Source organism: Anabaena sp. EIM26, assembly GCF_057568715.1.
The window spans coordinates 413,448-434,674 of sequence record NZ_CM172472.1 but is presented as its reverse complement, the minus strand read 5'-3'; the positions used below and the strand labels follow the sequence as shown (position 1 = coordinate 434,674).

At 39.1% G+C, this 21,227-nt stretch carries 21 protein-coding genes and 1 tRNA gene; 5 read left to right on the top strand and 17 right to left on the bottom strand.

Features of this window, described 5'->3' with window-relative positions; all coding sequences use genetic code 11:
- Window positions 1–143: 143 nt before the first annotated feature.
- The 11 genes from AC012T_RS01765 to AC012T_RS01715 form a co-directional block, all read right to left on the bottom strand.
- Window positions 144–1,223, bottom strand: coding sequence for a hypothetical protein (locus AC012T_RS01765; protein ID WP_487062609.1), 1,080 nt, complete (start codon window positions 1,221–1,223; stop codon window positions 144–146).
- Window positions 1,224–1,250: 27 nt separating this feature from the next.
- Window positions 1,251–2,336, bottom strand: a complete 1,086-nt coding sequence (locus AC012T_RS01760; protein WP_487062608.1) for an amidohydrolase family protein — start codon at window positions 2,334–2,336, stop codon at window positions 1,251–1,253.
- 491 nt (window positions 2,337–2,827) lie between these two features.
- Window positions 2,828–5,143, bottom strand: coding sequence for a TOMM precursor leader peptide-binding protein (locus tag AC012T_RS01755; protein WP_487062607.1), 2,316 nt, complete (start codon window positions 5,141–5,143; stop codon window positions 2,828–2,830).
- 407 nt (window positions 5,144–5,550) lie between these two features.
- A complete protein-coding gene (locus AC012T_RS01750) occupies window positions 5,551–6,090 on the bottom strand; it encodes a GAF domain-containing protein (protein ID WP_487062606.1) in 540 nt (179 codons plus the stop codon).
- A 57-nt stretch (window positions 6,091–6,147) separates the two neighbouring features.
- Window positions 6,148–6,873, bottom strand: coding sequence for an ABC transporter ATP-binding protein (locus tag AC012T_RS01745; RefSeq protein WP_487062605.1), 726 nt, complete (start codon window positions 6,871–6,873; stop codon window positions 6,148–6,150).
- A 128-nt stretch (window positions 6,874–7,001) separates the two neighbouring features.
- Entirely contained in the window at window positions 7,002–7,229 is a 228-nt protein-coding gene (locus AC012T_RS01740) for a ferredoxin family protein (protein WP_487062604.1), read from the bottom strand.
- 173 nt (window positions 7,230–7,402) lie between these two features.
- Window positions 7,403–8,614: an ATP phosphoribosyltransferase regulatory subunit gene (locus AC012T_RS01735; RefSeq protein ID WP_487062603.1), complete on the bottom strand. Its 1,212-nt coding sequence runs from the start codon at window positions 8,612–8,614 to the stop codon at window positions 7,403–7,405.
- A complete protein-coding gene (locus AC012T_RS01730) occupies window positions 8,614–9,564 on the bottom strand; it encodes a J domain-containing protein (protein WP_487062602.1) in 951 nt (316 codons plus the stop codon). The genes AC012T_RS01735 and AC012T_RS01730 overlap by 1 nt, the downstream gene beginning before the upstream one ends.
- 89 nt (window positions 9,565–9,653) lie before the next feature.
- Window positions 9,654–10,463, bottom strand: coding sequence for an inositol monophosphatase family protein (locus tag AC012T_RS01725; RefSeq protein ID WP_487062601.1), 810 nt, complete (start codon window positions 10,461–10,463; stop codon window positions 9,654–9,656).
- Between the two features lie 256 nt (window positions 10,464–10,719).
- On the bottom strand, window positions 10,720–11,325 hold the full coding sequence (locus AC012T_RS01720) for a thermonuclease family protein (protein WP_487062600.1): 606 nt from the start codon (window positions 11,323–11,325) through the stop codon (window positions 10,720–10,722).
- Window positions 11,315–11,683: a 2Fe-2S iron-sulfur cluster-binding protein gene (locus AC012T_RS01715; protein WP_487062599.1), complete on the bottom strand. Its 369-nt coding sequence runs from the start codon at window positions 11,681–11,683 to the stop codon at window positions 11,315–11,317. Before AC012T_RS01715 ends, AC012T_RS01720 begins: the two co-directional genes overlap by 11 nt.
- A gap of 105 nt (window positions 11,684–11,788) precedes the next feature.
- Between AC012T_RS01715 and AC012T_RS01710 the strand changes: the two genes are divergently transcribed.
- The 3 genes from AC012T_RS01710 to AC012T_RS01700 all read left to right on the top strand — a co-directional run bounded on the left by AC012T_RS01710 (window position 11,789) and on the right by AC012T_RS01700 (window position 12,740).
- A tRNA-Ser gene (locus AC012T_RS01710) sits at window positions 11,789–11,875 on the top strand.
- Between the two features lie 76 nt (window positions 11,876–11,951).
- Entirely contained in the window at window positions 11,952–12,314 is a 363-nt protein-coding gene (locus AC012T_RS01705) for a DUF4351 domain-containing protein (protein ID WP_487062598.1), read from the top strand.
- 201 nt (window positions 12,315–12,515) lie between these two features.
- On the top strand, window positions 12,516–12,740 hold the full coding sequence (locus tag AC012T_RS01700) for a type II toxin-antitoxin system HicB family antitoxin (protein WP_487062597.1): 225 nt from the start codon (window positions 12,516–12,518) through the stop codon (window positions 12,738–12,740).
- Window positions 12,741–12,801: 61 nt separating this feature from the next.
- Here AC012T_RS01700 and AC012T_RS01695 read toward each other — a convergent pair whose 3' ends face one another.
- Window positions 12,802–13,941: a hypothetical protein gene (locus AC012T_RS01695; RefSeq protein ID WP_487062596.1), complete on the bottom strand. Its 1,140-nt coding sequence runs from the start codon at window positions 13,939–13,941 to the stop codon at window positions 12,802–12,804.
- A gap of 207 nt (window positions 13,942–14,148) precedes the next feature.
- Here AC012T_RS01695 and AC012T_RS01690 point away from each other — a divergent pair, with 207 nt between their 5' ends.
- A complete protein-coding gene (locus tag AC012T_RS01690) occupies window positions 14,149–14,409 on the top strand; it encodes a prevent-host-death family protein (RefSeq protein WP_487062595.1) in 261 nt (86 codons plus the stop codon).
- Window positions 14,410–14,411: 2 nt separating this feature from the next.
- The gene (locus tag AC012T_RS01685; RefSeq protein ID WP_487062594.1) at window positions 14,412–14,834 is read left to right on the top strand and encodes a PIN domain-containing protein; all 423 of its coding nucleotides are present in this window, start codon (window positions 14,412–14,414) and stop codon (window positions 14,832–14,834) included.
- Between the two features lie 175 nt (window positions 14,835–15,009).
- On the opposite strand, the gene coaBC is transcribed toward AC012T_RS01685, so the two are convergent.
- The 5 genes from coaBC to nblR all read right to left on the bottom strand — a co-directional run bounded on the left by coaBC (window position 15,010) and on the right by nblR (window position 21,132).
- The gene (coaBC, locus tag AC012T_RS01680) at window positions 15,010–16,227 is read right to left on the bottom strand and encodes a bifunctional phosphopantothenoylcysteine decarboxylase/phosphopantothenate--cysteine ligase CoaBC (RefSeq protein WP_487062593.1); all 1,218 of its coding nucleotides are present in this window, start codon (window positions 16,225–16,227) and stop codon (window positions 15,010–15,012) included.
- Between the two features lie 79 nt (window positions 16,228–16,306).
- Complete coding sequence (isiD, locus tag AC012T_RS01675) at window positions 16,307–16,519, bottom strand: protein IsiD (protein WP_487066404.1); 213 nt, start codon at window positions 16,517–16,519, stop codon at window positions 16,307–16,309.
- Between the two features lie 155 nt (window positions 16,520–16,674).
- Window positions 16,675–17,301, bottom strand: a complete 627-nt coding sequence (locus tag AC012T_RS01670) for an alpha/beta hydrolase (RefSeq protein ID WP_487062592.1) — start codon at window positions 17,299–17,301, stop codon at window positions 16,675–16,677.
- Window positions 17,302–17,404: 103 nt separating this feature from the next.
- On the bottom strand, window positions 17,405–20,254 hold the full coding sequence (locus AC012T_RS01665) for a zinc-dependent metalloprotease (protein ID WP_487062591.1): 2,850 nt from the start codon (window positions 20,252–20,254) through the stop codon (window positions 17,405–17,407).
- A 191-nt stretch (window positions 20,255–20,445) separates the two neighbouring features.
- A complete protein-coding gene (gene nblR / locus AC012T_RS01660) occupies window positions 20,446–21,132 on the bottom strand; it encodes a response regulator transcription factor NblR (protein WP_487062590.1) in 687 nt (228 codons plus the stop codon).
- Window positions 21,133–21,227: the final 95 nt, after the last annotated feature.

Here is a 21,227-nt window from a genome sequence, read left to right as displayed (position 1 = left end):
ATTTAAAACTTACTAATTTTTATATTTTTAAACTAAATGACTTTAAAGTTAAAGCATAATATCAGATTGTTATTGCAAGGAATAAAGCGATATTAGTCCTGCAATAACATCTTAATATTGACTTTTACTTATTCCCAATTCTTCTAACTAGAAGTTAGAGGTAAATAGGGGTATGGAGGCGTGACATAGTTTACATATATTGAATATTGTCCATCTTCTGTTTTAGAATAAAATGGAAAATCTTCTCCTTCATCGTCAGCTTCAGCCCATTTTTTAATGTGTTCGGGAGGGAGGTTGATTTCGGAAGGTATGGGAGGATAAGGAACAACTACTTGAAAAGCTGTAGAAGAACCTCCTGGATTCATACTCAATTCTTTAATTTTGCCTTCATAGCCATGCCACTCTACTTCCATTCCGTACCTATTAACTATTTCACCGGTACTTAAAATAGGTTGAGAAATTTGGTGATAGGATAAGTTTTCACCCTCTCCAATATTACGATATGCTTGTCCTGCCATCAAAAGACTTAAAGCAATTCCCTGCCATGCATTACTATTGGGCAAAATCAAGAATCGTGGATTTTGACAAGCTTCAGATGAACTCCGTAGTGGATAATAGATATCAAGATTATGGGGGTCTAGCTCGGATGAAGAACTGCTTTGATTAACAAAGAAAATTTCCCTAGCTATGAGTGCATCCAACATTTTAGGATCAATCCTATCCCATTCACCATTTACAAAATTATCCCAACCAGTTGTTTTTTTCGCTTCTAAATAAAAGTGCCATGTTGTAGAAATTAGCTGTGATATTTTACGACTCTGAAGTAAATTCCGGATTGAATCATAAAAATTATTGGCTTCACTAATGATTTGATTTCGTGAACTGCTTTCTGAGAATAACTCATCTACAAAACCGTCTGATAAAAATACTCCAGGTGAAGGTAAATAAGAGCCTATAGAATCACCAGTAATATTCCGCTCTTCGTAATAAGGTTTTAGCTTGTCTTTACTTGCTTGATCAAGCAAGTATTTGTCAAATTCTTCCTTGGTTTTAGCTACTATTGTTGTGTCTATATATTTTGCTGGTGTTTTTTCTTTAGGGGGAGTAACTAAGAGGATTTGATAATATGTGTCAGGACTATGCGACTGTCCTGGACGCAAGGTATCCATTCCGTATCCTACTAGCGGTATAGAAGGATAAGAGGACAATTCTTGTTGATTCATGATAATAGTGCATCCTTAATTTAATGTTCAAGCCAAACTGTAAAAACGGCTGGGATTATCCCAAACAATCTTTTGTATTGTTTCTTGAGATAACTGTGTTTCAAGCTCTATAACTGTGTTTACGCTGTTTTGTTTATGATCCATGTGAGGGTAATCAGAGCCGAAGATTAAGTTATCAGAACCGATATATTCGATAATTTGAGGTAAATAAGGTTCGGAAGGTTCGATACCTACAAAGCACTGACGACGGAAGTACTCTGATGGCTTCATTTTGACATGATCTTTGACCTCCCAATGTAAATTATCATACTCTTCGTCCATACGCCAGAGCCAGTAGGGAAGCCAACCACAACCAGACTCTAGAAAGCCTACCCTTAGATGAGAGTGACGTTCTAATACTCCTCCTTCAATCAAGGCTAACAAGGCCATCATCTGTTCCATTGGGTGGGAACAAGCGTGGAGGGCAAAACGAGTATTAAACCGATCTGCACCTGTGGTTGGTAAGCGGCTATGGGTTCCTTCATGTATTGCTACTGCAATGTCTAACTCTTCGCAGGCTGTCCAAAATGGATCATAAGTGCGATCGCTCAAAATTCGACCTTTTACCGGGTTAGGACGTAAAACCACAGCTTTCCAGCCAAAATCCGCTATGCGATGTAATTCTGATACCATTTGCTCTGGATCATGAAGATTTATGGCTCCTACCCCTTTTAATCTATCTGGATCATAGCTACAAAATTCTTCATATAACCACGTATTGTAAGCATTAGTAAAAGCTCCCACTACTTCAGCGGGCATGGTATCAATGCCAAATAGCCACAGTCCATAAGTTGGATAAATAAACGCTATATCAACCCCCATTTGCACCATTGCTTGGAGGTGAGATTCTGGATTATAGCGATGCAGATAAGCATGGGGATGAGCCTGCATCATCTGCTGATTACCCATTTCTCTCATTTGCAAGGATATCTTTTCCACAATGTCTTCCCCTTTAATTTTCATGTCTGGAGAAGGTGCAAAATGCTTAAATTCTGGGGCTAGATACTTAGACCATATCTGCGGAGGTTCAATCACATGGGAATCAGCATCAATAATTTTATATCCGTGCAGCATAAAACCTGGGAAATTACAGATAGTTATCAGTATAAATTATCCTGTTTGAAATTTGGAGCAAACATCATTTATCTAGCTACCTGTCAAAAATCTCTACGGAATAATACATAAACATCCTAGTCAAAATTAATATAAATATAAGTAAGTGGACAAAATTAATTACATAGGATCTAAATCTACAATCTTTGTGTGATAAAGAATTTGCAAAAAATTCAGTACGTAATTAATTCTGTCCTAGTACTAGTACAGCAATCCTAGATGAAATATGAACAAACTTCAGGACTAATACCCACCAGTTAGCTCAGAAGTCAAATCCGGACTTGCTATAGTATCTTTGGTTTCTCACCTCAAGAATTGAGTTAAAATCAGGACTGTTGCACATCGGTTCAATTCAGTTCAATTCAGTTCAATTCAGGTATGGCAAATCCCAAAAGCCTCCGAACTCCTGACTTCTGATTCCGAACTCCGAACTCCGAACTCCGAACTCCTGCCTACATCCACATCGGATAAGGGTTCAATTGGTCTTCTGTCAAAGACTGTTTCAACCAACCCATTTTAATAGGAATCTCATACAGCCGTCCTGTACCTAAGCGTTTCCACATATGTCGCATTCCTGGCACAATTACTTTAGCTACTCTTAGTCCAATATCTGCACGAGTTTGATCTAGAACTAGCATTTCCAGACCATTTTTTTCCACGATTTGTTGACAAAGCCTAATATCTTCTAAAAGATCATCACTGGCTACTTGGGGATAATCTGCAAAAATTTTCGGGATACTCTGATCATCTGGAAGCAGATAAGGTTGATTTGCTACAGTCGCAGATTTCCACCATTCTATTGCTAGAGGATCAGCAGATGGGGGATATTGGGTAGTTCCATCAGCTTGAGCAGATAAAACATTAGGTAGTATTTGGTTAACTTCAGTTAAAGCTCGACTAATGGCAATCTGAGGGTCAAAATGGGTTCCATACCCTAAAATAATATCTTCTATTTCTTGATCTGTGCGGCGACTAATAGCAGCAAAAGCGGGAATATTCAGGTCACTAGTAATATCTAAAACCCACAATTCTCTATTAATGGCTTGATAATATTTCTTTAGTTCTTGGAAATAAGGCTGATCGAAACTATCTAAATCTACTTGAGGTTTTTGTAGACGGTTATACCACCACAACGCTACACAATCACGCTCAACTAATTCCATAAATCCTTGAAGAATTGCCTCTTCGAGTGTATTACCTGCCGCACATCCATTAGAGTCTGCCCAACAGTCAGGTTTATGGGATTGAGAATAGCCGTAATAGCAATAAGCTGTTGGCAGATATTTAAATTTTTGATAGGTTAAAGACCAAACTGGTGTCCAGTCGATTTCTTTTTCTATATCAAAGGGTTCTGGGATTTTTTGAAACCAACCTTTACTTTTAGTATTCAACTGTTCCCGATGCTGATATTGCTGTTCGCTGAAATTCATACAGTTATTAGGATGAATAGCTTTGTCTCCCATTTGTTGGTAACTGCTTTTGTGTCTAATTTCATCTCCCTGAAATACCCCAGAATACCTTTCAATAGCTTCGCAAAAACCGCTTACCCTGGCTTGAATATCAGTTCTACCTTTTCCTGCACTTCTACCGCCAATATTTTGGCGTAAGCTGTCTACATCATCAAAGACGCTGAGAAAATGATGCTTTGCTATGTATGTATGATTTAACCCATGACCTGGGATCTTTTGTAGTTCTCGAACAACACCTGTAATAGGACTAATATGATGTTGATATTTTCTGAAGGTTTCTTGTGGTGAACAATAACGATGCCCTCCGTCTTTAGTAAAGTTTTTCTGCCGATGTCCTAAAACAATGGGTAGGGGTTGGTTATTTTGTTCATTGGCTATTTCTCCACAATCAGAACATTGGGGACGCTTAACGAAAAGATGCTTTTGGGTTTGGAGAGTAAGGGTATCATAGGTCAATAAAGTTCCTTCTAATTGTTGATTTCTCCCTTGGATAATCCATTTGAAAACTTCTGTTGCTGCCATTCCTAATGCTGTTTGCACAGTAGAAGCCAGGAATCCCAGGGGAGAAGATAGGGAAATTTGTTTATGTTTTTGGATAAAGTTTGCAACTGGTCTATTATCCCTTAATCTCTGGGCTAAACATTCCCAACACCCGGTTGTATGGTGATTAATATGGTGATTAAATATAGGCCCTATCCAGAGGGTTGTTCCTAAGGGATTGACTAGCATCCAAGGTGATTGAGATTTTAAGGATTGTTGATTAAATGCTTTTAGTTGAGGGTGTAGGTAGTCGTCAGTTAAGACGACTGTGAAATCTCCAGCATCAGCTATTTGAATATGCAGGGATTTCAGAATGTTTATGAAGTCTTCGCTAGGAGGAGAACCAAAGGTTTTGATTGCTACTTTCGTTGATTGTAGTCTTTGTGCAGCGATTATGGGAGTAATATTAAGATGATGACAGAAGATGGCTAAGTGAGAGGGGAGTGAGTTATCTTGTTCTACCAAATAGCCTTTTTGTTCCATTTGGAATAGGGCATACTGGGTTTTAATACTGAGATTGAGAATATTTTGAAAAAAGTCGCTAGTTTCTTGAGTAGGTGTCTGTTCTTGTAGTAGTTCTGATTGAATAATATCAAGAATTTCATCAACGCTATAATCGTGTTCTTGTAGTAAAGAAGCGATACGATAAGAAATGCGATCGCTCAAACAGACTGTCTCTCTCTCGGATAAGAGAAATACCTGGTCTGGTTCTATGGTTTCAACAGAGTAACAAGGCTTGAAATGGGGTTTGTTGATCATTTTTCGTATCGGATACAATACAATCGAGGGCGGGGAAACCCCCTCACAGGGGTAGGTTTTTAATATTAACTGTAAAGGCAGGACTAGGAAGACAAGGAGGGAAGGTAGACAAGGAAGATTTGATACGCACAATGGTATTTTGACGGACTGTTCTTGTTACCAAGAGAATCTGATTTTGCACGGTTTTCCTCCCTTGTCCACTGTCCTTCCTTGTCATCCTTGTCTTGCCCTCACGACAATGTAAAATACCTACCCTTGTGAGCAACCCCCTCCCCGCAAGCGATGAGGGGGCTATGATGTATTTCATTCACGTGTATACCGCCATATTAGAGAACTCCACAAACTGCAAATTTTTATTTGGAAGTTTCTATGTGTATAGTTTTGTCTAGAAAATTATCAACTAGGGACTAGCTGTCTAAGATATTGGGATCTGTTTCTAGGGTATGGGCTGCTGTTTGCATCAGTTCAATATCTGCCGGCGACCAATCACGAAGTGCTTGACAATGGTGTGCGGCTAATAGACCCCATAGACCTTTTGGGATCACAATCGGTACTACTAGGTTAGAGCGAACTTGGATGCTGCGAAGAAAATCTCGGTGACAAGTTTCGATAGCTTCTGTTTCTATATTAGCGATCGCTCTTACTCTTCCTGCTAAGTACAAAGCAGCATACTCGCTGTTAAAACAATCATCTGCTCCAGTTGAACCTAAAACCGAGAATTCCTCAGCGCTTAAAGATTCAAATGTTACCTGTCCTTGCCATTTCTCATAAAAGTAATACAAAACTACACGGTCAACCTGGAGTGATTCTCTAAGTTGATTCATAGTCTGTCGGACTAACTCATCCCGCTGCATTTTGCTGACAAGGCGCTTGAGCAATTTTCGCAAACCCTGTTCACTATGCCGATTTGGGATATGTTCAAATTCTGAGTGAGAATGAATTTGCACAGTTTTCAATTGCTTTAGTTCTATATAATAACTGATTAGACTGATGGACAGAGGATTTTAATGTCTCTTTCCTGCACCCAAATACAATTCTCCTACTTTGGGATCGTGTAACAATTCCAATCCTGGCCCAGTGATAGCATCCCGTCCCGATTCTAATACACAACCACGATCTGCCATTTCTAAAGCTTTACGAGCATTTTGTTCTACTAGGACAATGGCTGTACCTGATTGGTTGATTTGTTTAATCTGCTCAAATACTTGCGTTACTAAGATGGGAGATAAAGCCGCAGAAGGTTCATCTAACAGCAGTAAACTGGGTTCTAGCATTAAAGCTTTCCCCATTGCTAACATCTGCCTTTCCCCTCCAGAAAGAGTCCCAGCCCGTTGACGACGGCGATCGCTTAATCTTGGGAACATGGCAAATATTTTATCCTTCAGAGGTTTCAGGGGAATATTCCGTACAAATGCCCCCATTTCTAGATTTTCTTCAATCGTCAGCGAAGGAAAAACGTTGGCTATTTGGGGAACGTAGCACATCCCCCTTTCGACGATTTGATTTGATTTCAAACCTGTAATATTTTCCCCTTTAAAGGTAATTGTGCCTGTGTGGGGTGTCAAAAGTCCAAAAATTGTTTTTGCTAAAGTGGATTTACCTGCACCGTTGGGGCCAATTACTGTGACTAATTCTCCTGCTTCAACACAGAAATTGATACCTTGCAAGATATCTACATCTTTAATATATCCAGCATGGACATTTTCAACTTCTAATAAATAATTTGTCATAAATTATGAGGAGTCAGGAGTCAGGAGTCAGGAGTCAGGAGGCAGGAGGCAGGAGTCAGGAGTCAGGAGTCAGAAAAAAGATAAACATTTCCCCAGTCCCCAGTCCCCAGTCCCCAGTCCCCAATCGCCTAATCCGCTATTTTTTGCAATTCTGGTCTTTCTTCTGCCAAAATTGCTCCTTCTACTGGGCAAACTTGTAAACAGATGCCACAGTCGATGCAGGTTGCAAAGTCAATCCAGTACCAATCGGTGCCTTTGACATTTTTACCTGGGCCGTCATGAATGCAAGCTACAGGACAAGCTGCTACACAGTCAGCCACGCCTTCACAAACGTCAGTCACAATTGTATGTGGCATTTTCTCGATTCCCTCTCTTTAAATAAATCAGCAGTTTCTAGGGTAACAATTTGTAAATCTGTGTAAGGATTCAGGATACATAATGTTTGATATAGCAGGAAACAGAAGAGAAAAATATTCTTCATCCTTCCTTCTTTCTCCTGACTCCTGACTCCTGAATTCTTACAAATCTGTTAACTTACTGCTTCAATTTTGGGTGATCCATCGGCTTGAATCCAGGCGATTTGAGCGATCGCTCTTTCTATGGCATATTGACGAATAGCCTCTGTATCCCTGCCCCCTAAATCCATTTCTACCCGCACTAAATCACTAGATTCTCGTAATTTTTGGGCATAGGCAAAGGCAGCAGCATCAGCACTCTTGCTTTCTGGAACTACTAACCAGTTACTCGCTGGGGTGCTTTGTGGTAATTGCTGAGTAGATGATAGAACTTGGTATAAAACATCAATATTTAGTTCAAACCCAATTCCGGGTATATTTTCGCCTTGGGGATGATATAGCCCTAACAACTGATCATAACGACCACCACGCCCTAAAACTTGAGCTTGCCCATCGGTATCACTGACTACTTCAAACACAATTCCTGTGTAATAGTCAATAGTTTGAATCAGGCTCAAGTCAAGAATTAAGGGGAATTTACCTTCTGATTCTAGTAATTCTACCAAGGATTTGAGGTTATTGACTGCCTCTTGTTGGTCTGCGTCCAGATTTAAACTACTGACTTTTTGCAAGACATCTGCACTATTACCACGCAAATCAAGCATGATTTTAGCACGTTCATGCAGTTCGTCTCCAAGGGGCAAAGTATCTAGAGTTACACGGTCAAGATGAGCGATCGCACTCCGCACTTTGTTTCTCAGATGAGTCGGAAAAGCATCCAGCAGCGATTTGGTAATTCCCGCTTCACCTAAGATTAAATGCCATCCCCGCAAATCCAAGGCCTCTAAACAATTGCCTATCAACAGCAGCACTTCTGCATTTGCCAGCAACCCGCCTGATCCTAGCAACTCTACCCCAGCTTGATAATACTCTTGCTGGCGATTATGTCGCTTTTCCCAGTTACGACGAAATACATTAGCATTGTAATACAGTCGTTGGGGATATGTAGCATCTGCCATGCGAGTGACAACTGTCCGCGCAATTGAAGCCGTGAGTTCTGGACGTAAACCCAATTCTTCATCTTGTCCATTTTGCAATTGAATCACCATTTGGCGTTGAATTGCTTCACCAGCCATCAGGGTATCCATTCGTTCCAAAGTTGAGGTGATAATCCTGTGATATCCCCAACGGTGAAAAACTTGTTGTAACCTATCTTCAATCCAGCGTTTTTGAGCCACATCTAAGGGCAATAAATCCCTAGCTCCCGCTGCTGGTTGATACACCATTATTTTTTCTTCCCACCAAACAAACCACCAAACAAACCACCATTACCAGAGTTATCTGGTTGATTATCTCCTGTATTTGGAGATGAATCCACTTGAACAGTACTGGATTTTAGACCCATAGCCTTTTCTACTTTAGGTTTCCACTCCAAGGCAATTTTGTCTTGGGGATTTAATCTCAATGCGTTTTCAAAGTGAATTTTTGCCATTTTTAGCTGATTTTGCTGTAAATATATGATTGCCATTAAGCTATGACAACGACTATTTCTTGGCTCCAACTTCAAGGCATCCTGTAATTCTACTTTGGCTTGGGTAAATTGGTTTTTTTCAATTAGAATTTGAGCGCGACGGAGGTATTGTGCTACCGGTGAGTCGTCTTTAGGTGGTGGTGATGGTGGTGGAGATGGTGATGGTGATGGTGATGGTGGTGTGCTGGTATTACTTGGCAGCAGAGGTTGAGGGGTTTTCATTAACCGTCCTGCACGCCGCATCAGGTAAACTAAGTTCAATTCACTAATTTGGCTAATAAATTGGGCTGCTTGTTGCAACTCGTCAAATTGAGTCTCGGCCAATTTAGCAAGTTCACTTTTGTACAACAAATCTATATTTGGTGCGATCGCTAATCGTTTAGCTATGTCAGTACTTAGTTCTATTGATGTTGACTCTTGTGCCAAACGCTTGCCTATTTGCGACAAAACTAAACCATATTCGGCGCGATTGCGTTCTACAGAAAGTTTTTCGTAAGCCGGATTAACCAGCTTAGATAATAATTGATTTGCTATATCTTTATCAGCATTTTTGGTAACAACAGAACTATCTGGGTGCAAGCGACGGGCAATTTTGAGATAACGTTTGCGAACTTCTTTAGCATCTGCGTCAACCGGAACACACAAAACTGCGTGATGATCTATGAAATCATATTTAAATAGTCCACCATCTATTTTTAACGACATAATTTTAAGCGTTGCACCCAAGCAGCAATTTTCTATAAGTTTACCCTGCCGGTAATATTTAATGGTCAGTTGTCAGCAGTTTTTCTATCTCACCTATTAGGGAGAGGAGTGACTTGCATGAGTTCCTGACTGAGACTGTTGTGAATATAACCATTGGTAGCGAGAATTCTCCCAGACTCGATTTTAAAAGCGGTTCCATCATAAGCTGTAACTTTGCCGCCAGCTTCTTGTAATAAAATTATACCAGCGGCAATATCCCAAGGTGCAATACCTCTTTCCCAGTAAGCATCAACACGACCACAAGCAACATAAGCCAAATCTAAAGCAGCTGAACCGCCGCGCCTCACTCCTTGGGTAAGATGGGTGAGATGACAAAATTCTGCATAGTTGTTATCAGTAGTTTCCCGGCGGTCATAAGCGAACCCCGTTGTTAACAAACTTTTATTCAGTTCAGCGGTTTGAGAAACTTTGATAGGACGACGATTGCGTGTTGCACCCAAACCCGCAGCAGCCCGGAATAGTTCATTATGGAAAGGGTCATAAATGACACCAATTTGCGAGACACCATTAATAAATAAGCCAATGGAAACTGCAAAACAGGGATATTGATGGGCGTAGTTGGTTGTACCATCTAAAGGATCAATTGCCCAAAGGTATTCATTATCTTGATTTCCCAGTTTTCCTGATTCTTCCGCGAGGATTGAATGTTCAGGAAAGTGACGACGCAAAATTTCTAAAATGACTTTTTCTGAAGCTTTATCGGCTGCGGTGACTAAATCACCAGGTCGTCCTTTTTCTGTAATCGCGTCTTCTACTTTGCCTAAATAATCTTGCAAAATTACACCAGCCGCTAAAGCTGCTTCGGTAGCAATATCTAGAAAAATTTGTAAGTTTGTCATTGGTGATTGGGCATGGGGCATTGGGCATGGGGCATTGGGTATTGGGCATGCGAACATCCCAATTTTGCAAAAACATTGTCAATTGTCATTCTGAGTGGAACGGAGTGAAGCGTTCGCGCAGCGTGCCGTAGGCTTTAGAATCTCGCGAGATGCTTCATTGCGCTTTGCTTCATTCAGCATGACAGTGAACTTACACATTTGGGATGCTCCCTTGGGCATTGGGCATTGGATAATTCTCTGTTTCCTGTTCCCTCTTTCAACGATATAAACGGCGAAATTCACCGGGAGTTAAACGCATGGGTTTTTCTGGGTTCCAAATGCCTTGTCCCATAAGTCTAGCCCATTGTTGGGCGCGTTCTAGGCGTTTGTCGTATTTGTGATTGGGCGATCGCGCTACAAATAGAGCATACCCTTGTTTGAGTACTTGTTCATTTAACAAAACCTGATCTTTCCACGCATAAACCAAAGTTCTGTCAAATTTATCTTTGGCTTCTAAGTCAAACTCTAACTTGATAGATTTTTCTGCATCACCAAGCAAGCTATTTAAAAGTTCTTTAGCATCATCCCCCCAAGGACGCTGGCCTAAATCTGGTGCGTCTACTCCAATTAAGCGCACTTGGGAAATTAAATTGGGTTGTTCTGCCATACCTAGCACTTCTAAGGTTTGTCCACTAACCACCCGCGCTACTTTTACCTCTGAGGGAATATTCGTAGGCTGATTTTTGGCTTGACAACCTACTAAAAGTAGCAAACAGAGGATAAAGCCTATTTTGCGGCTCAAGACCCTAAAAAGACTCTCTAAAGCCCCTATTTCCACATTTAAATATCTGCACCCTGTTTTCTGCTTTGTACTAGTCTTCATCTAAAGGTAAACCTGCTTTAACTTTACCTTTACCAAAAAAGCGCCCAAACTGGAGTTCATAGACTTCATCTTCGTCTTGTGTTTCTACTTCCAAGTCGGAACGGGCATAACTCACACACAATAAAGCGTAACCCTTACGGCGTAAATCGGGAGATAGTCCAATGGCTTCTGGTTGGTAAATGTCTCCTGAGATAACTCTGACAGCACAAGTTGTACAAGCGCCATTGCGGCAAGAAAAGGGCAATTCTATTCCTTGGTGTTCGGCTGTGTGCAGAATATAGCGGTCTTCTGGAACTTGCAAGCTGTATGATGTGCCGGCAGCGCGATCGTGAACTCTAATTGTATGCGTCTGAACCATTTTGTTTTGCTGAAAAGTGTGGACTCTGAGATTTATTTTAAGAAAGTCTTTTATTAATATTGCATTTTTTGCATTTTTGTTTTAAGATGATGATTCGTGACCCCTGGAGAGATGGCCGAGTGGTTGAAGGCGCAGACCTGGAAAGTCTGTTATGCAGTAATGTATACGAGGGTTCGAATCCCTCTCTCTCCGTTCAGAATATTACAACATCGCTAATCCTGATGCATTAAGTTTTACAGTTGGGATTGGGTTTTTTTGACTACGGTTCTTGAAATTGAAGCAGGTGCAGTTTTTGCTAGAGCGATCGCAGCAACAATCGGAACAAGCGATAATAGAATTGGTGACGACGATAATTGTCTACAAGTTTTCTAACCTGAGTCGAGAGGAGATTGAAGCTATGTTGGGACTGAATCTGGAAGAACCGAGGGCTTTGCGAGACGCGAGAGAAGAAGGAGAAAGAAAGATTATTCTCCGACAATTAAAACGGCGATTTGGTGAGTTTTCTGATGAAATTCAGCGTCAGGTTCAGGTTTTGTCGCTGGAACGTTTGGAAGCTTTAGGTGATGCTTTGTTGGATTTCTCTACTTTGGTTGATTTGGAAGGGTGGTTACAAGGTGAAGTAAGGGGGTAAGTCTCACGCAGAGGTGCAGAGGCGCAAAGGAGGGGAGAAACGGCTATAATCCTCCTTTAATTGATATTTTTGCATTAGTCTAGTCCACCTCTGCGACTAGCAATTTCCTTTTCTATTTCCTCTTCATTTAATAAAGGCTTCCCAGACGCAACTATTCTAAAGCGAAGTTTTCGCAGCAGACGAACAGGAGAAACCAAAAGAATGAAATATACAATAATTATTCAATGGTCTGAAGAAGATAAATGTTATGTAGTCTTATTGCCTGATTTTACTAATGTGATGCAGCCTTGTATTCATGGCGAAACTTACGAAGAAGCTTTAAAAAATGGTCAGGAAGTATTAGAAATGCTAATTGAATCATGTTTAGCAGAAGGTGAACCCCTTCCCGAACCGCAAGTTTTAGGAAGGTCTTTAAAAGTCGCGTAATTTTTACATTGAGGTAGGTTGGGTTGAATAAAATGAAACCCAACATTGATTAATTACAGCTTCAATAAGTAACTGTTCCTAAACAATCTTTGATAAATTCAATAATTATCTTAAAATCAACAAAATCCTCAGCTTTTCTTCTTTCTTCACACATCCATTTACAAAATTTCATTTTTTGAAATTCTTGAATTTTATTTTCTTCTCCATAATCTCCATATTTAGTTTTTGGTAAATAAAATTCTTCTGTAAATAAATGATCAGAAAATAGATTTTCAATACCTTTTTTGACTTTTCGATTCTTTTGTTGAGGTATTTTTCTGATTCTCAATTGTTCATGGTTTTCGTCAGATTTATCAGTATCACAATCATAAAGTAATAATACTTTTCTATCACCTAAGAACTTAGGGTTAGAGATAAGAACATCTCTAGTATTCTTTAACCCACCATCGCCAGTATTTATACTTTTTCCTTTACCTATAGAAATTCCTACCCATTCAATATCAACTTGTGCTAAAATTTCCTTTTCTCCTAGCAGTTCTAAGGCAGTTTTAATATAAATTGGGTCAGTTTCTCCTTCTGTTAAAACTAGAGGTTTAGTACCTTTTTCGACAGTAGCTTGAACTTCATCTTTGACTGCGTTAATTTTCTTACAATACTCATAAAACATCCATTGACCATTAATAGACATCAAATAGCTACAGTAATCTTCCCAAACCTGAACAGACCAATGATTTAATGTTTGTCGAAGATATTTATAATTAGGATTTTCTTCTCCATAACGATATTGTAAAAAGTGATCAGGATAACTAGGATACCTTCGGGGTGTATGAGCAGGTATATTATGACGTGCCATTATTCTTAATAAAGCAATTCCCTCTCCTTCCCACATTCTAAGGTGTTGAATGTCATAAGATAAATGAGCAGGATTAGAAGAATCTGCCATAACAATAATACAAAATCCTAAATATAAAGGGTTTTTATGTTCTCCCCGAAAACAACCTTCTTCAAAAGCATTAAGAATACCTTGCGCTTGATTTTCTTGTAAAACATTATGAATCCACCAATCAGGAATTTCTTGATTATTAAATCCATAACCAGACATGATCCAAAAACTACCTACAATGTTTTGAGGATATTCTTCAAGTAATGATATTGATCTTAGACAATTAGTAATGCCAATTTCAGGTAAATGCACTGTCATTTTCAAAAATCCTAGTAAAAATAAAAACGTGATTTTATTCCATTAAACAACAAAATCAAACAAATAATGTGCCATTTCCAATTTAGAACAAGCTGGAATTTCTACCTCTCTTCCTGACCTATCTAAAAACACTGCTTGATTATTATCAATAACTCAAAGTTTATGTTATAGTGTACTCAAGTGTACACAATTTCTCAACTCACTATTATGGACATCCAATCTGTAGGCATCAAAGAATTTCGCGCCAATTTACACAAGTACACACAACAAACATCTGAACCAATTGCAATTACTTCTCATGGAGTCCCAATAGGTTACTACATACCAACACAACCTACTCCTCAAAAACAAGATTTAATGGCTTTACAAGAAGCAGTACAAAAAATCAAACAATTGCTGGAAACAAGCGGTATTAGTGAAGATGAATTACTTGCAGATTTCCAGAATGCTAAAGAAAGTACAATATAACGATGAGAAAGTTAATTGTTCTGGATACTAATATTCTGATTCGGGCAATATTAGCAGAACGTGTACCCAACTTATTAGATAATTACAATTATAACTGTAGTTTTGTTACTCCCGCTTCTTGCTATGATGAGTTAAATCAGCATTTACCCAAAATTTTACAAAAACGGAATCTTGCATTAGATCCATTTTTAACTGCTATTGAGAAACTAACAAAGGTAGTCATACCAATAGCTGACGAAATTTATAGCGAATATGAGTATGATGCAAAACGGCGAATACAAGAAAGAGATATAAAAGATTGGACAATAGTTGCTCTTTCTCTATCTTTAAATTGTCCAATATGGACGGAAGATCAAGATTTTTTTGGAATTGGAATTGCTACATGGAACACTCGAAACGTAGAGATTTATTTAGGTAGTAATTAATGTCATACTTATAAAATTCTAATTACAGCAATATCCACTTTAATGATGTACATTATAGCCCCCTCCTCGCTTGCGGGGAGGGAGTTGGGGGTGGGGTTCTTGTATCTCACTCAAACGATAAACGCTATATTAATCTATCAGAAGTAGAAGAACAATAGAATGTAATTTGATTCCATTAAACAACAAAATCAAATAAATAATGTGCCATTTCCAACTTAGAGCAAGGCGAAATTTCTACCTCTTTTCCTGACTTATCCAAAAACACAGCTTGATTATTATCACTACCAAAACCACTATCAACTTTATCAATAGGATTCGCTACAATTGCATCTAATTTCTTTCTTTGCAATTTTTCCCGCGCTGGAGTAACAATATCCCCTGTTTGTGCTGCAAAACCAATTAAATATTGATGTGGTTGTTTACGATTTCCGATTTCAGCGACAATATCCGGTACTGATGCTAGTGGTAGATTTTCTGGAAGCGATCGCTTGGGCAATTTTTCGGTACTATAATCTCTAGGCTTTACATCGGCAACTGCGGCAGACATAACAATGATATCTGCATTGGCTAAACGCTCTAACATCACCTGCTGCATTTGGTCTGCACTAACTACCTCAATTGCTTCTACTCCCAAAGGTACATCCCAACTCGCTGGACAATGGACTAATATTACTTTTGCACCTCTGTGCAGTGCTGCCTGTGCCAATGCTAAACCCATTTTACCCGTTGAGGGATTGCCAATAAACCGCACGGGATCTAAATATTCTCGCGTTCCCCCAGCACTGATTAAAACCTGTTTCCCAGCTAAATCTCTGATTCCTTGGGTGTGTAGTAAAGATTGAATATAAACAAATATTTCTGCGGGTTCTGCCATTCTACCAGCACCAATGCGATCGCACGCCAACAAACCAGACCCCGTTTCCATACCATAAAATCTACTATCTGTCAATAACTGTAGCCAATTCCTTTGCACTGCCACCTGTTCCCACATATCTGTATTCATCGCAGGTGCTAACAACACTGGACAAGTAGAAGCGAGAACGGTATTTGTTAGCAAATTATCCGCCATACCATAGGTTAACTTAGCTAAGGTATTAGCAGTTAAAGGCGCAATCACAATTAAATCAGCCCAATCACCCAACTCGATATGTAATGGACGAGAATAAATCGGTTGCCAGAAATCATCATCAGTATAAGCGCGATGACGAGATAAAGTGGCTAAAGTCAAAGGTGTGATAAATTCTTGGGCAGATTTAGTGAGAATAACCCGCACTTCTACCCCAGATTTAAACAGAGTGGAAACTAGTTCACAGACTTTATAGGCGGCTATACCGCCGCCTACAGCAATCAGAACCCGCTTAGTGGATGATTTTAGATTTGTAGATAATGGCATTTTGGCAATAACTTGCAATTATCTTTGATTTTAGCCACTCAACCCCAATCTAAAATCCAAAATCTAAAATCTAAAATTCTTAGGCTTCGTCGTAGGCTTCTAAATCTAAAAGGTGGATAAAGGGTTCAACTAATTCTGGGCGCTGAAACGCGATTGCTCGCAGTAGATGCCAATCATTTAAACCCTCAAAAGCATTGCTGTAATTATCCAATTCCAGACGCGTAGCCAAATCTTGTACTTCTGTTGCTGTCATAGCAGCAATATTTTTTCTGGAAATGCTTAGAGTTGTCATCATGCTTGCCCCTCCCTTTTGCAGCGTTCGCATTCAGCTTGAGGTGGATTTGCACTAAACGCTTCCACCCAATCTATATTACTCATTAGTGGGCAACAAAATTGTTAAAATTTGGCTGATTTCTCACCCAATTTGTAAAATATTTGTAACTTTAGCTAACCAATTGTCTTGATTACAAAAGTTCGTAGTACTTCTAACATTTGTAAATTAATTTCATGCCCCATGTCAAATTCATGATATTCTACTTCGACTCCTAGGGATTGGGCTACTTCTCTGGCCTTGATAGCAGCTTGTAAGGGTACAACTTGATCTTGTCTGCCATGCATGATTAATGTGGGTGGAAAGCTAGTTTTATTCAGAGTTTCTACCCCAGGATGTAAATACCCACTCATTACCACTAAACCAGCTAAGGGTAAGGTTAATCCGACATCTAAAGTCATCGCCCCACCTTGAGAAAACCCACTCAAAATAGTCCGCGATAACGGCACACCTGTATTACTCTCTAAAGATTGTAGCCAATCTATTAATAATTTCCGACTTTCTATCAATCCTGCATACATATTTTCATCTCGCAAGTCATACCACGCTCTACCGGTGGGAGAATGAGGATATGGATAAGGGGCATTGGGAAGTAAAAATTCATAATCAGGTAAGTTGATATAAGGGACTAAATCTTCAACATCCTGAGCATTTGCACCCCAACCGTGTAAAGTGACGATTAAAGCGGTTGGTGTTGACTCTGTTTTGGGGGAAAATTTGATGAAATCTAATGCTTGAGTCATGATTTATAACGCCATATGATTGATTGAGAAGGTGGGAGGAAACCCCTACTTTCTATTCATTGTATCGAAATGAAACTGTTAGCTGGTAAGGGAATTGTGATTGTTAATTTCCTTGCAATGGTGCATTTAAAGTTTTTTCGATGCGATCGCGTGTTTCTAGTAAATGAGCTTTAGTATATTCATCATCAGACTTCACTCGCCGGAGTTGCTGATCTAATTGTTTGAGTTTATACCAAGCTAATGTGCGACCATCTTCTGGTACGTCTACTTTCCGTAACACCATCGCTGTTAAAAAGTTCACATATTGTCGTTGTAAACCCCTTCGCAAACTAGAAATTTCTAATTTACCTTTCGGTTTTAAAACTTCTGTCCAAATCCCAGTTTGTAAGGTATCAAATAACTCAGGTAAAGCCAGTGCTTCTCCTTTTGCGCTTTTGAGTTCAATATCCTTAAGGCGTGATAAGCGATCGCTTGAAAGTAAATCACTCAACACGACACTCTGCACAAATAAAACTAAATCATGTACTGGATAATCTAAACGTCCCATCTTCGGATTACTACCCCAATGGTACCAACGAGAAGGTGCCAATTTATTGAGTAGTTCTGGTGAAAATTTCAGTGCATCTTCAGCAAACACATACTCTTGCAGCGTTGCTAATGCCTGTCTTTGCTGGTCTACAGGTACTGATACAAATGGTAGGCGTTTTTTGCTGTCTCCAGGATGAACACGGTAAAAAGACTGCCCCCCAATGTATTTACTTGTATAGTATAATTGCTGTAAATAATTACCAAATATGGTGCTAAATTTTTCGCTTAAATCGCTGTAACTATCTCCCTCAATTGAATAACCTTTATTTAATTTTTCCCACATCAAACGAGAATTATTCAACTGCCATTGTGAATAAATTAGCACATTACTACTATTATCCCAAGGCGCAGATGTAGGGTCAATACTAGATACATCCTCATCTGGAGAATAACTCAAATCTGGGTTTTCTGATTGTTTAGCAATTTGTTCTAAAAATGGTTTCTCTGCAATGGGAGTTTTGGCTTGAGTAGGAGTATAACCATATTGAATTGCCCATTGATCATAGCTTCCCACCATATCAGGAAAATAATCTCCTTGTTGAGTACCATGAGGGGCTATATTTGGTGGAACATAATCCATCACTGAAGCTGTTAAGCCTTTACTGCGGGTGATTTCACGATTATTCATTTCCTCTGGTGGCAAGAGAGTACTACCACGAAAATTATGACGCAGACCTAAAGTATGACCTACTTCATGGGCAATAATTAAACGTAAATATTGATGGATATAATCCTGCACCTGTTGTTTAGTAGGAGCGATATTTGGTAATAGAGACATTGCCAAAGAACCAAAAGCAAATTGGTTAACAGCTTCTATTCCGTAACATAAATCATACTCTCCTGCTAGTTTGGATAAATTACCTCTTAATCCCTTGGTAGTTTTATCTCTTTTTCCACAAAGGAGTCCATTTTCCATCAATGCTGACAAGGAAGTATTAATTTGTGTTTTGTTGGGTAAAACAATTTGCCGATATTCGTTTTTTAAAACTCGCACAAAACTCGCATCAACGATAATATCTGCATCCAAAATTTCTCCAGTTAATGGATTAACACGAGATGGACCCATAGCAAAATATCCATCTATTGTATTAATCCAGCGAATTGTATTGTAACGAATATCCGCAGCATCCCATGTAGGATTATCCGGCATTTGTCGGACTTCAATTGCATTTTTAAATCCTGCTTTCAAAAAGGCTTGATTCCACATTAATACGCCTTCTTTAATAGCATCACGATATTCAAACGGTACGGCGTTATCAATCCAGAAAACAATCGGCTTTTTAGGTAGAGAAATTGCGGCGGTCGGATCTTGTTTTTCTAAATTCCAGCGATTTATATAACGCACAAAAGGATCATTACGATCATCTATAGATAAATCTTGATGTGCAGTGAGAAAATATCCCACCCGATCATCTGCTAATCTGGGTATATAATCATTATTAGATAATTGGGAAAGGCTATAGTGAACCCGCAGAGTAAAGCCCCGATTATCAGGTAAAACTTCAAAATTCTCGCTTTCATTTTTGCCAGCACTATTATTAGAGAAGTTAAAAATTGATTCAACTTCTAGATTCTGGGGAAAAGCTTTAGCATTACCAAAATAAGGTTGATCTGAGTTAGAAGTTAATTCTAAACTTGCAGATAATCCAGCCAAGTCTGTCAGCAACAAATCACCTAAATCAATCAGGATAGTTTTGCGTTCAGAATTAATACTTTTAATGGGAATAGTGTAAAGAACAGAGTCACTAAAAGAACGAGCAAGCGATCGCGCTTGGGGATCTCCTTGACGAGTACGAAAATTAACATTACGAACAACAAAATGTAAGTTCTTGTCTACTCGTTGGAAATAAAACAAAAAATCTTGCAATGGCATACCACTATAAATACCTCTTTCGCCAATACCAGATTCCAACGTGGCTGTAGCTAAGAAGTTTTTTTGTAGTTGCTCTGGCTTAATTTCTAAATATATTTTATTTTTCTCTTTTTGGCGATAGAGAGTAAATAGCCCTTCTAGCTTTTGACTATCTTTCACTACTTCATCAAAGGATTCTAACCCATCCTCTGGAGATGGCTTGGTGAAATTGCCTGGTTTTTTGGGAGTTTTAGCAGCTTGCAGAAATGGTTGCTGTCTGGCTTGATGTGGATTTTGAACTACCCACATAAAAGATTGTTTTTGTACTTGTTTATTCTGATTAATTACCCATACTTGTGATGGTGGTAAGGTGCTTTCAGTTGCCTTTCCTAGCTTGACTCTTGTTTCTGTTCCCGGTTGAAGTCTATTGATTGGTAGTGACTGAGCGTTAGCACCCCCCATTCCTAAAAACAAACTTTGTAATAAAACGATATAAAAAGTTATTTTGTTCATTCTCTATCCCCAATAACTATTTTTCGCAGAATCAGGCAGCAATGCTGAATAAAATCTACTTTTTGTGGATACTGTTTAGTTATTTCTGCCCTGTTGTACTAGTTAATCATCAAAGAAGGGAAGAGGGAATAGGAAACGGGGAAAGGGAAAACAATATTTAATTAATTTTGTTGGAGTTATACCTGTTGCTTTTAGGATTCTCTTAACACGTATCCTACACCCCTAACTGTTTGAATGAGGCGTTTTTGACCATCTTCTTCGATTTTTAGGCGCAAGTAGCGAATATATACTTCAATGACATTTGACTCACCCATAAAGTCATAACCCCAAACATTTTCTAAAATTTGTTCGCGGGTTAATACCTCACGGGGATGTTCCATAAAAAACTTTAATAATTCAAATTCCTTCATTGTCAGGTCGATCGCTCTACCATTATGGATAGCGCGACGGATACCAATATCTAAGATGAGATCGCCAAAGCGCAATTGTTCGTTAGTATCAACATCAGGTTTGAGATATAAACGAATCAGTTTCAAAAAATCTTCCGAGCGATAAGGTTTGAGGATGTAGTCATCTGCACCGGCTTCGAGACAAGCTACACGATCATCAACTGTATCTCTTGCCATTAAGATTAAGATCGGGGCGCGATTACCAATAGTACGAAGATTTCTGCACAAAGAAAGTCCTGATTCTCCTGTCAGCATTCGGTCTACAACAATTAAAGCAGGACTGACTTCTCGGCAGTTTTGTAATCCACCAGCTGCATCATTAGCCACAACTGCCTCATAGCCAGCTTCTTGCAAATCAAAAGCCAGTTGATTGGCTAGACTATCATCGGGTTCAATCACCAGAACACAGGGATTGTGAGCAACTATCATATTAATTTTTGGGATATTGGATTTGGAATTAGGGATTGTATAGCGCTGGAAATGTAATTTAAGAGTTTTTGATATGGTTACAAGTCTGATTTAAA

Excerpts from the sequence above, each read along its gene's own strand:
- AC012T_RS01765 (WP_487062609.1), bottom strand. The coding sequence starts at position 1,223 with ATGAATCAACAAGAATTGTCCTCTTATCCTTCTATACCGCTAGTAGGA.
- AC012T_RS01760 (WP_487062608.1), bottom strand. The coding sequence starts at position 2,336 with ATGCTGCACGGATATAAAATTATTGATGCTGATTCCCATGTGATTGAA.
- AC012T_RS01755 (WP_487062607.1), bottom strand. The coding sequence starts at position 5,143 with ATGATCAACAAACCCCATTTCAAGCCTTGTTACTCTGTTGAAACCATA.
- AC012T_RS01745 (WP_487062605.1), bottom strand. The coding sequence starts at position 6,873 with ATGACAAATTATTTATTAGAAGTTGAAAATGTCCATGCTGGATATATT.
- AC012T_RS01740 (WP_487062604.1), bottom strand. The coding sequence starts at position 7,229 with ATGCCACATACAATTGTGACTGACGTTTGTGAAGGCGTGGCTGACTGT.
- AC012T_RS01735 (WP_487062603.1), bottom strand. The coding sequence starts at position 8,614 with ATGGTGTATCAACCAGCAGCGGGAGCTAGGGATTTATTGCCCTTAGAT.
- AC012T_RS01730 (WP_487062602.1), bottom strand. The coding sequence starts at position 9,564 with ATGTCGTTAAAAATAGATGGTGGACTATTTAAATATGATTTCATAGAT.
- AC012T_RS01725 (WP_487062601.1), bottom strand. The coding sequence starts at position 10,463 with ATGACAAACTTACAAATTTTTCTAGATATTGCTACCGAAGCAGCTTTA.
- AC012T_RS01720 (WP_487062600.1), bottom strand. The coding sequence starts at position 11,325 with ATGAAGACTAGTACAAAGCAGAAAACAGGGTGCAGATATTTAAATGTG.
- AC012T_RS01715 (WP_487062599.1), bottom strand. The coding sequence starts at position 11,683 with ATGGTTCAGACGCATACAATTAGAGTTCACGATCGCGCTGCCGGCACA.
- AC012T_RS01700 (WP_487062597.1), top strand. The coding sequence starts at position 12,516 with ATGAAATATACAATAATTATTCAATGGTCTGAAGAAGATAAATGTTAT.
- AC012T_RS01695 (WP_487062596.1), bottom strand. The coding sequence starts at position 13,941 with ATGACAGTGCATTTACCTGAAATTGGCATTACTAATTGTCTAAGATCA.
- AC012T_RS01690 (WP_487062595.1), top strand. The coding sequence starts at position 14,149 with ATGGACATCCAATCTGTAGGCATCAAAGAATTTCGCGCCAATTTACAC.
- AC012T_RS01685 (WP_487062594.1), top strand. The coding sequence starts at position 14,412 with ATGAGAAAGTTAATTGTTCTGGATACTAATATTCTGATTCGGGCAATA.
- coaBC (WP_487062593.1), bottom strand. The coding sequence starts at position 16,227 with ATGCCATTATCTACAAATCTAAAATCATCCACTAAGCGGGTTCTGATT.
- isiD (WP_487066404.1), bottom strand. The coding sequence starts at position 16,519 with ATGACAACTCTAAGCATTTCCAGAAAAAATATTGCTGCTATGACAGCA.
- AC012T_RS01670 (WP_487062592.1), bottom strand. The coding sequence starts at position 17,301 with ATGACTCAAGCATTAGATTTCATCAAATTTTCCCCCAAAACAGAGTCA.
- AC012T_RS01665 (WP_487062591.1), bottom strand. The coding sequence starts at position 20,254 with ATGAACAAAATAACTTTTTATATCGTTTTATTACAAAGTTTGTTTTTA.
- nblR (WP_487062590.1), bottom strand. The coding sequence starts at position 21,132 with ATGATAGTTGCTCACAATCCCTGTGTTCTGGTGATTGAACCCGATGAT.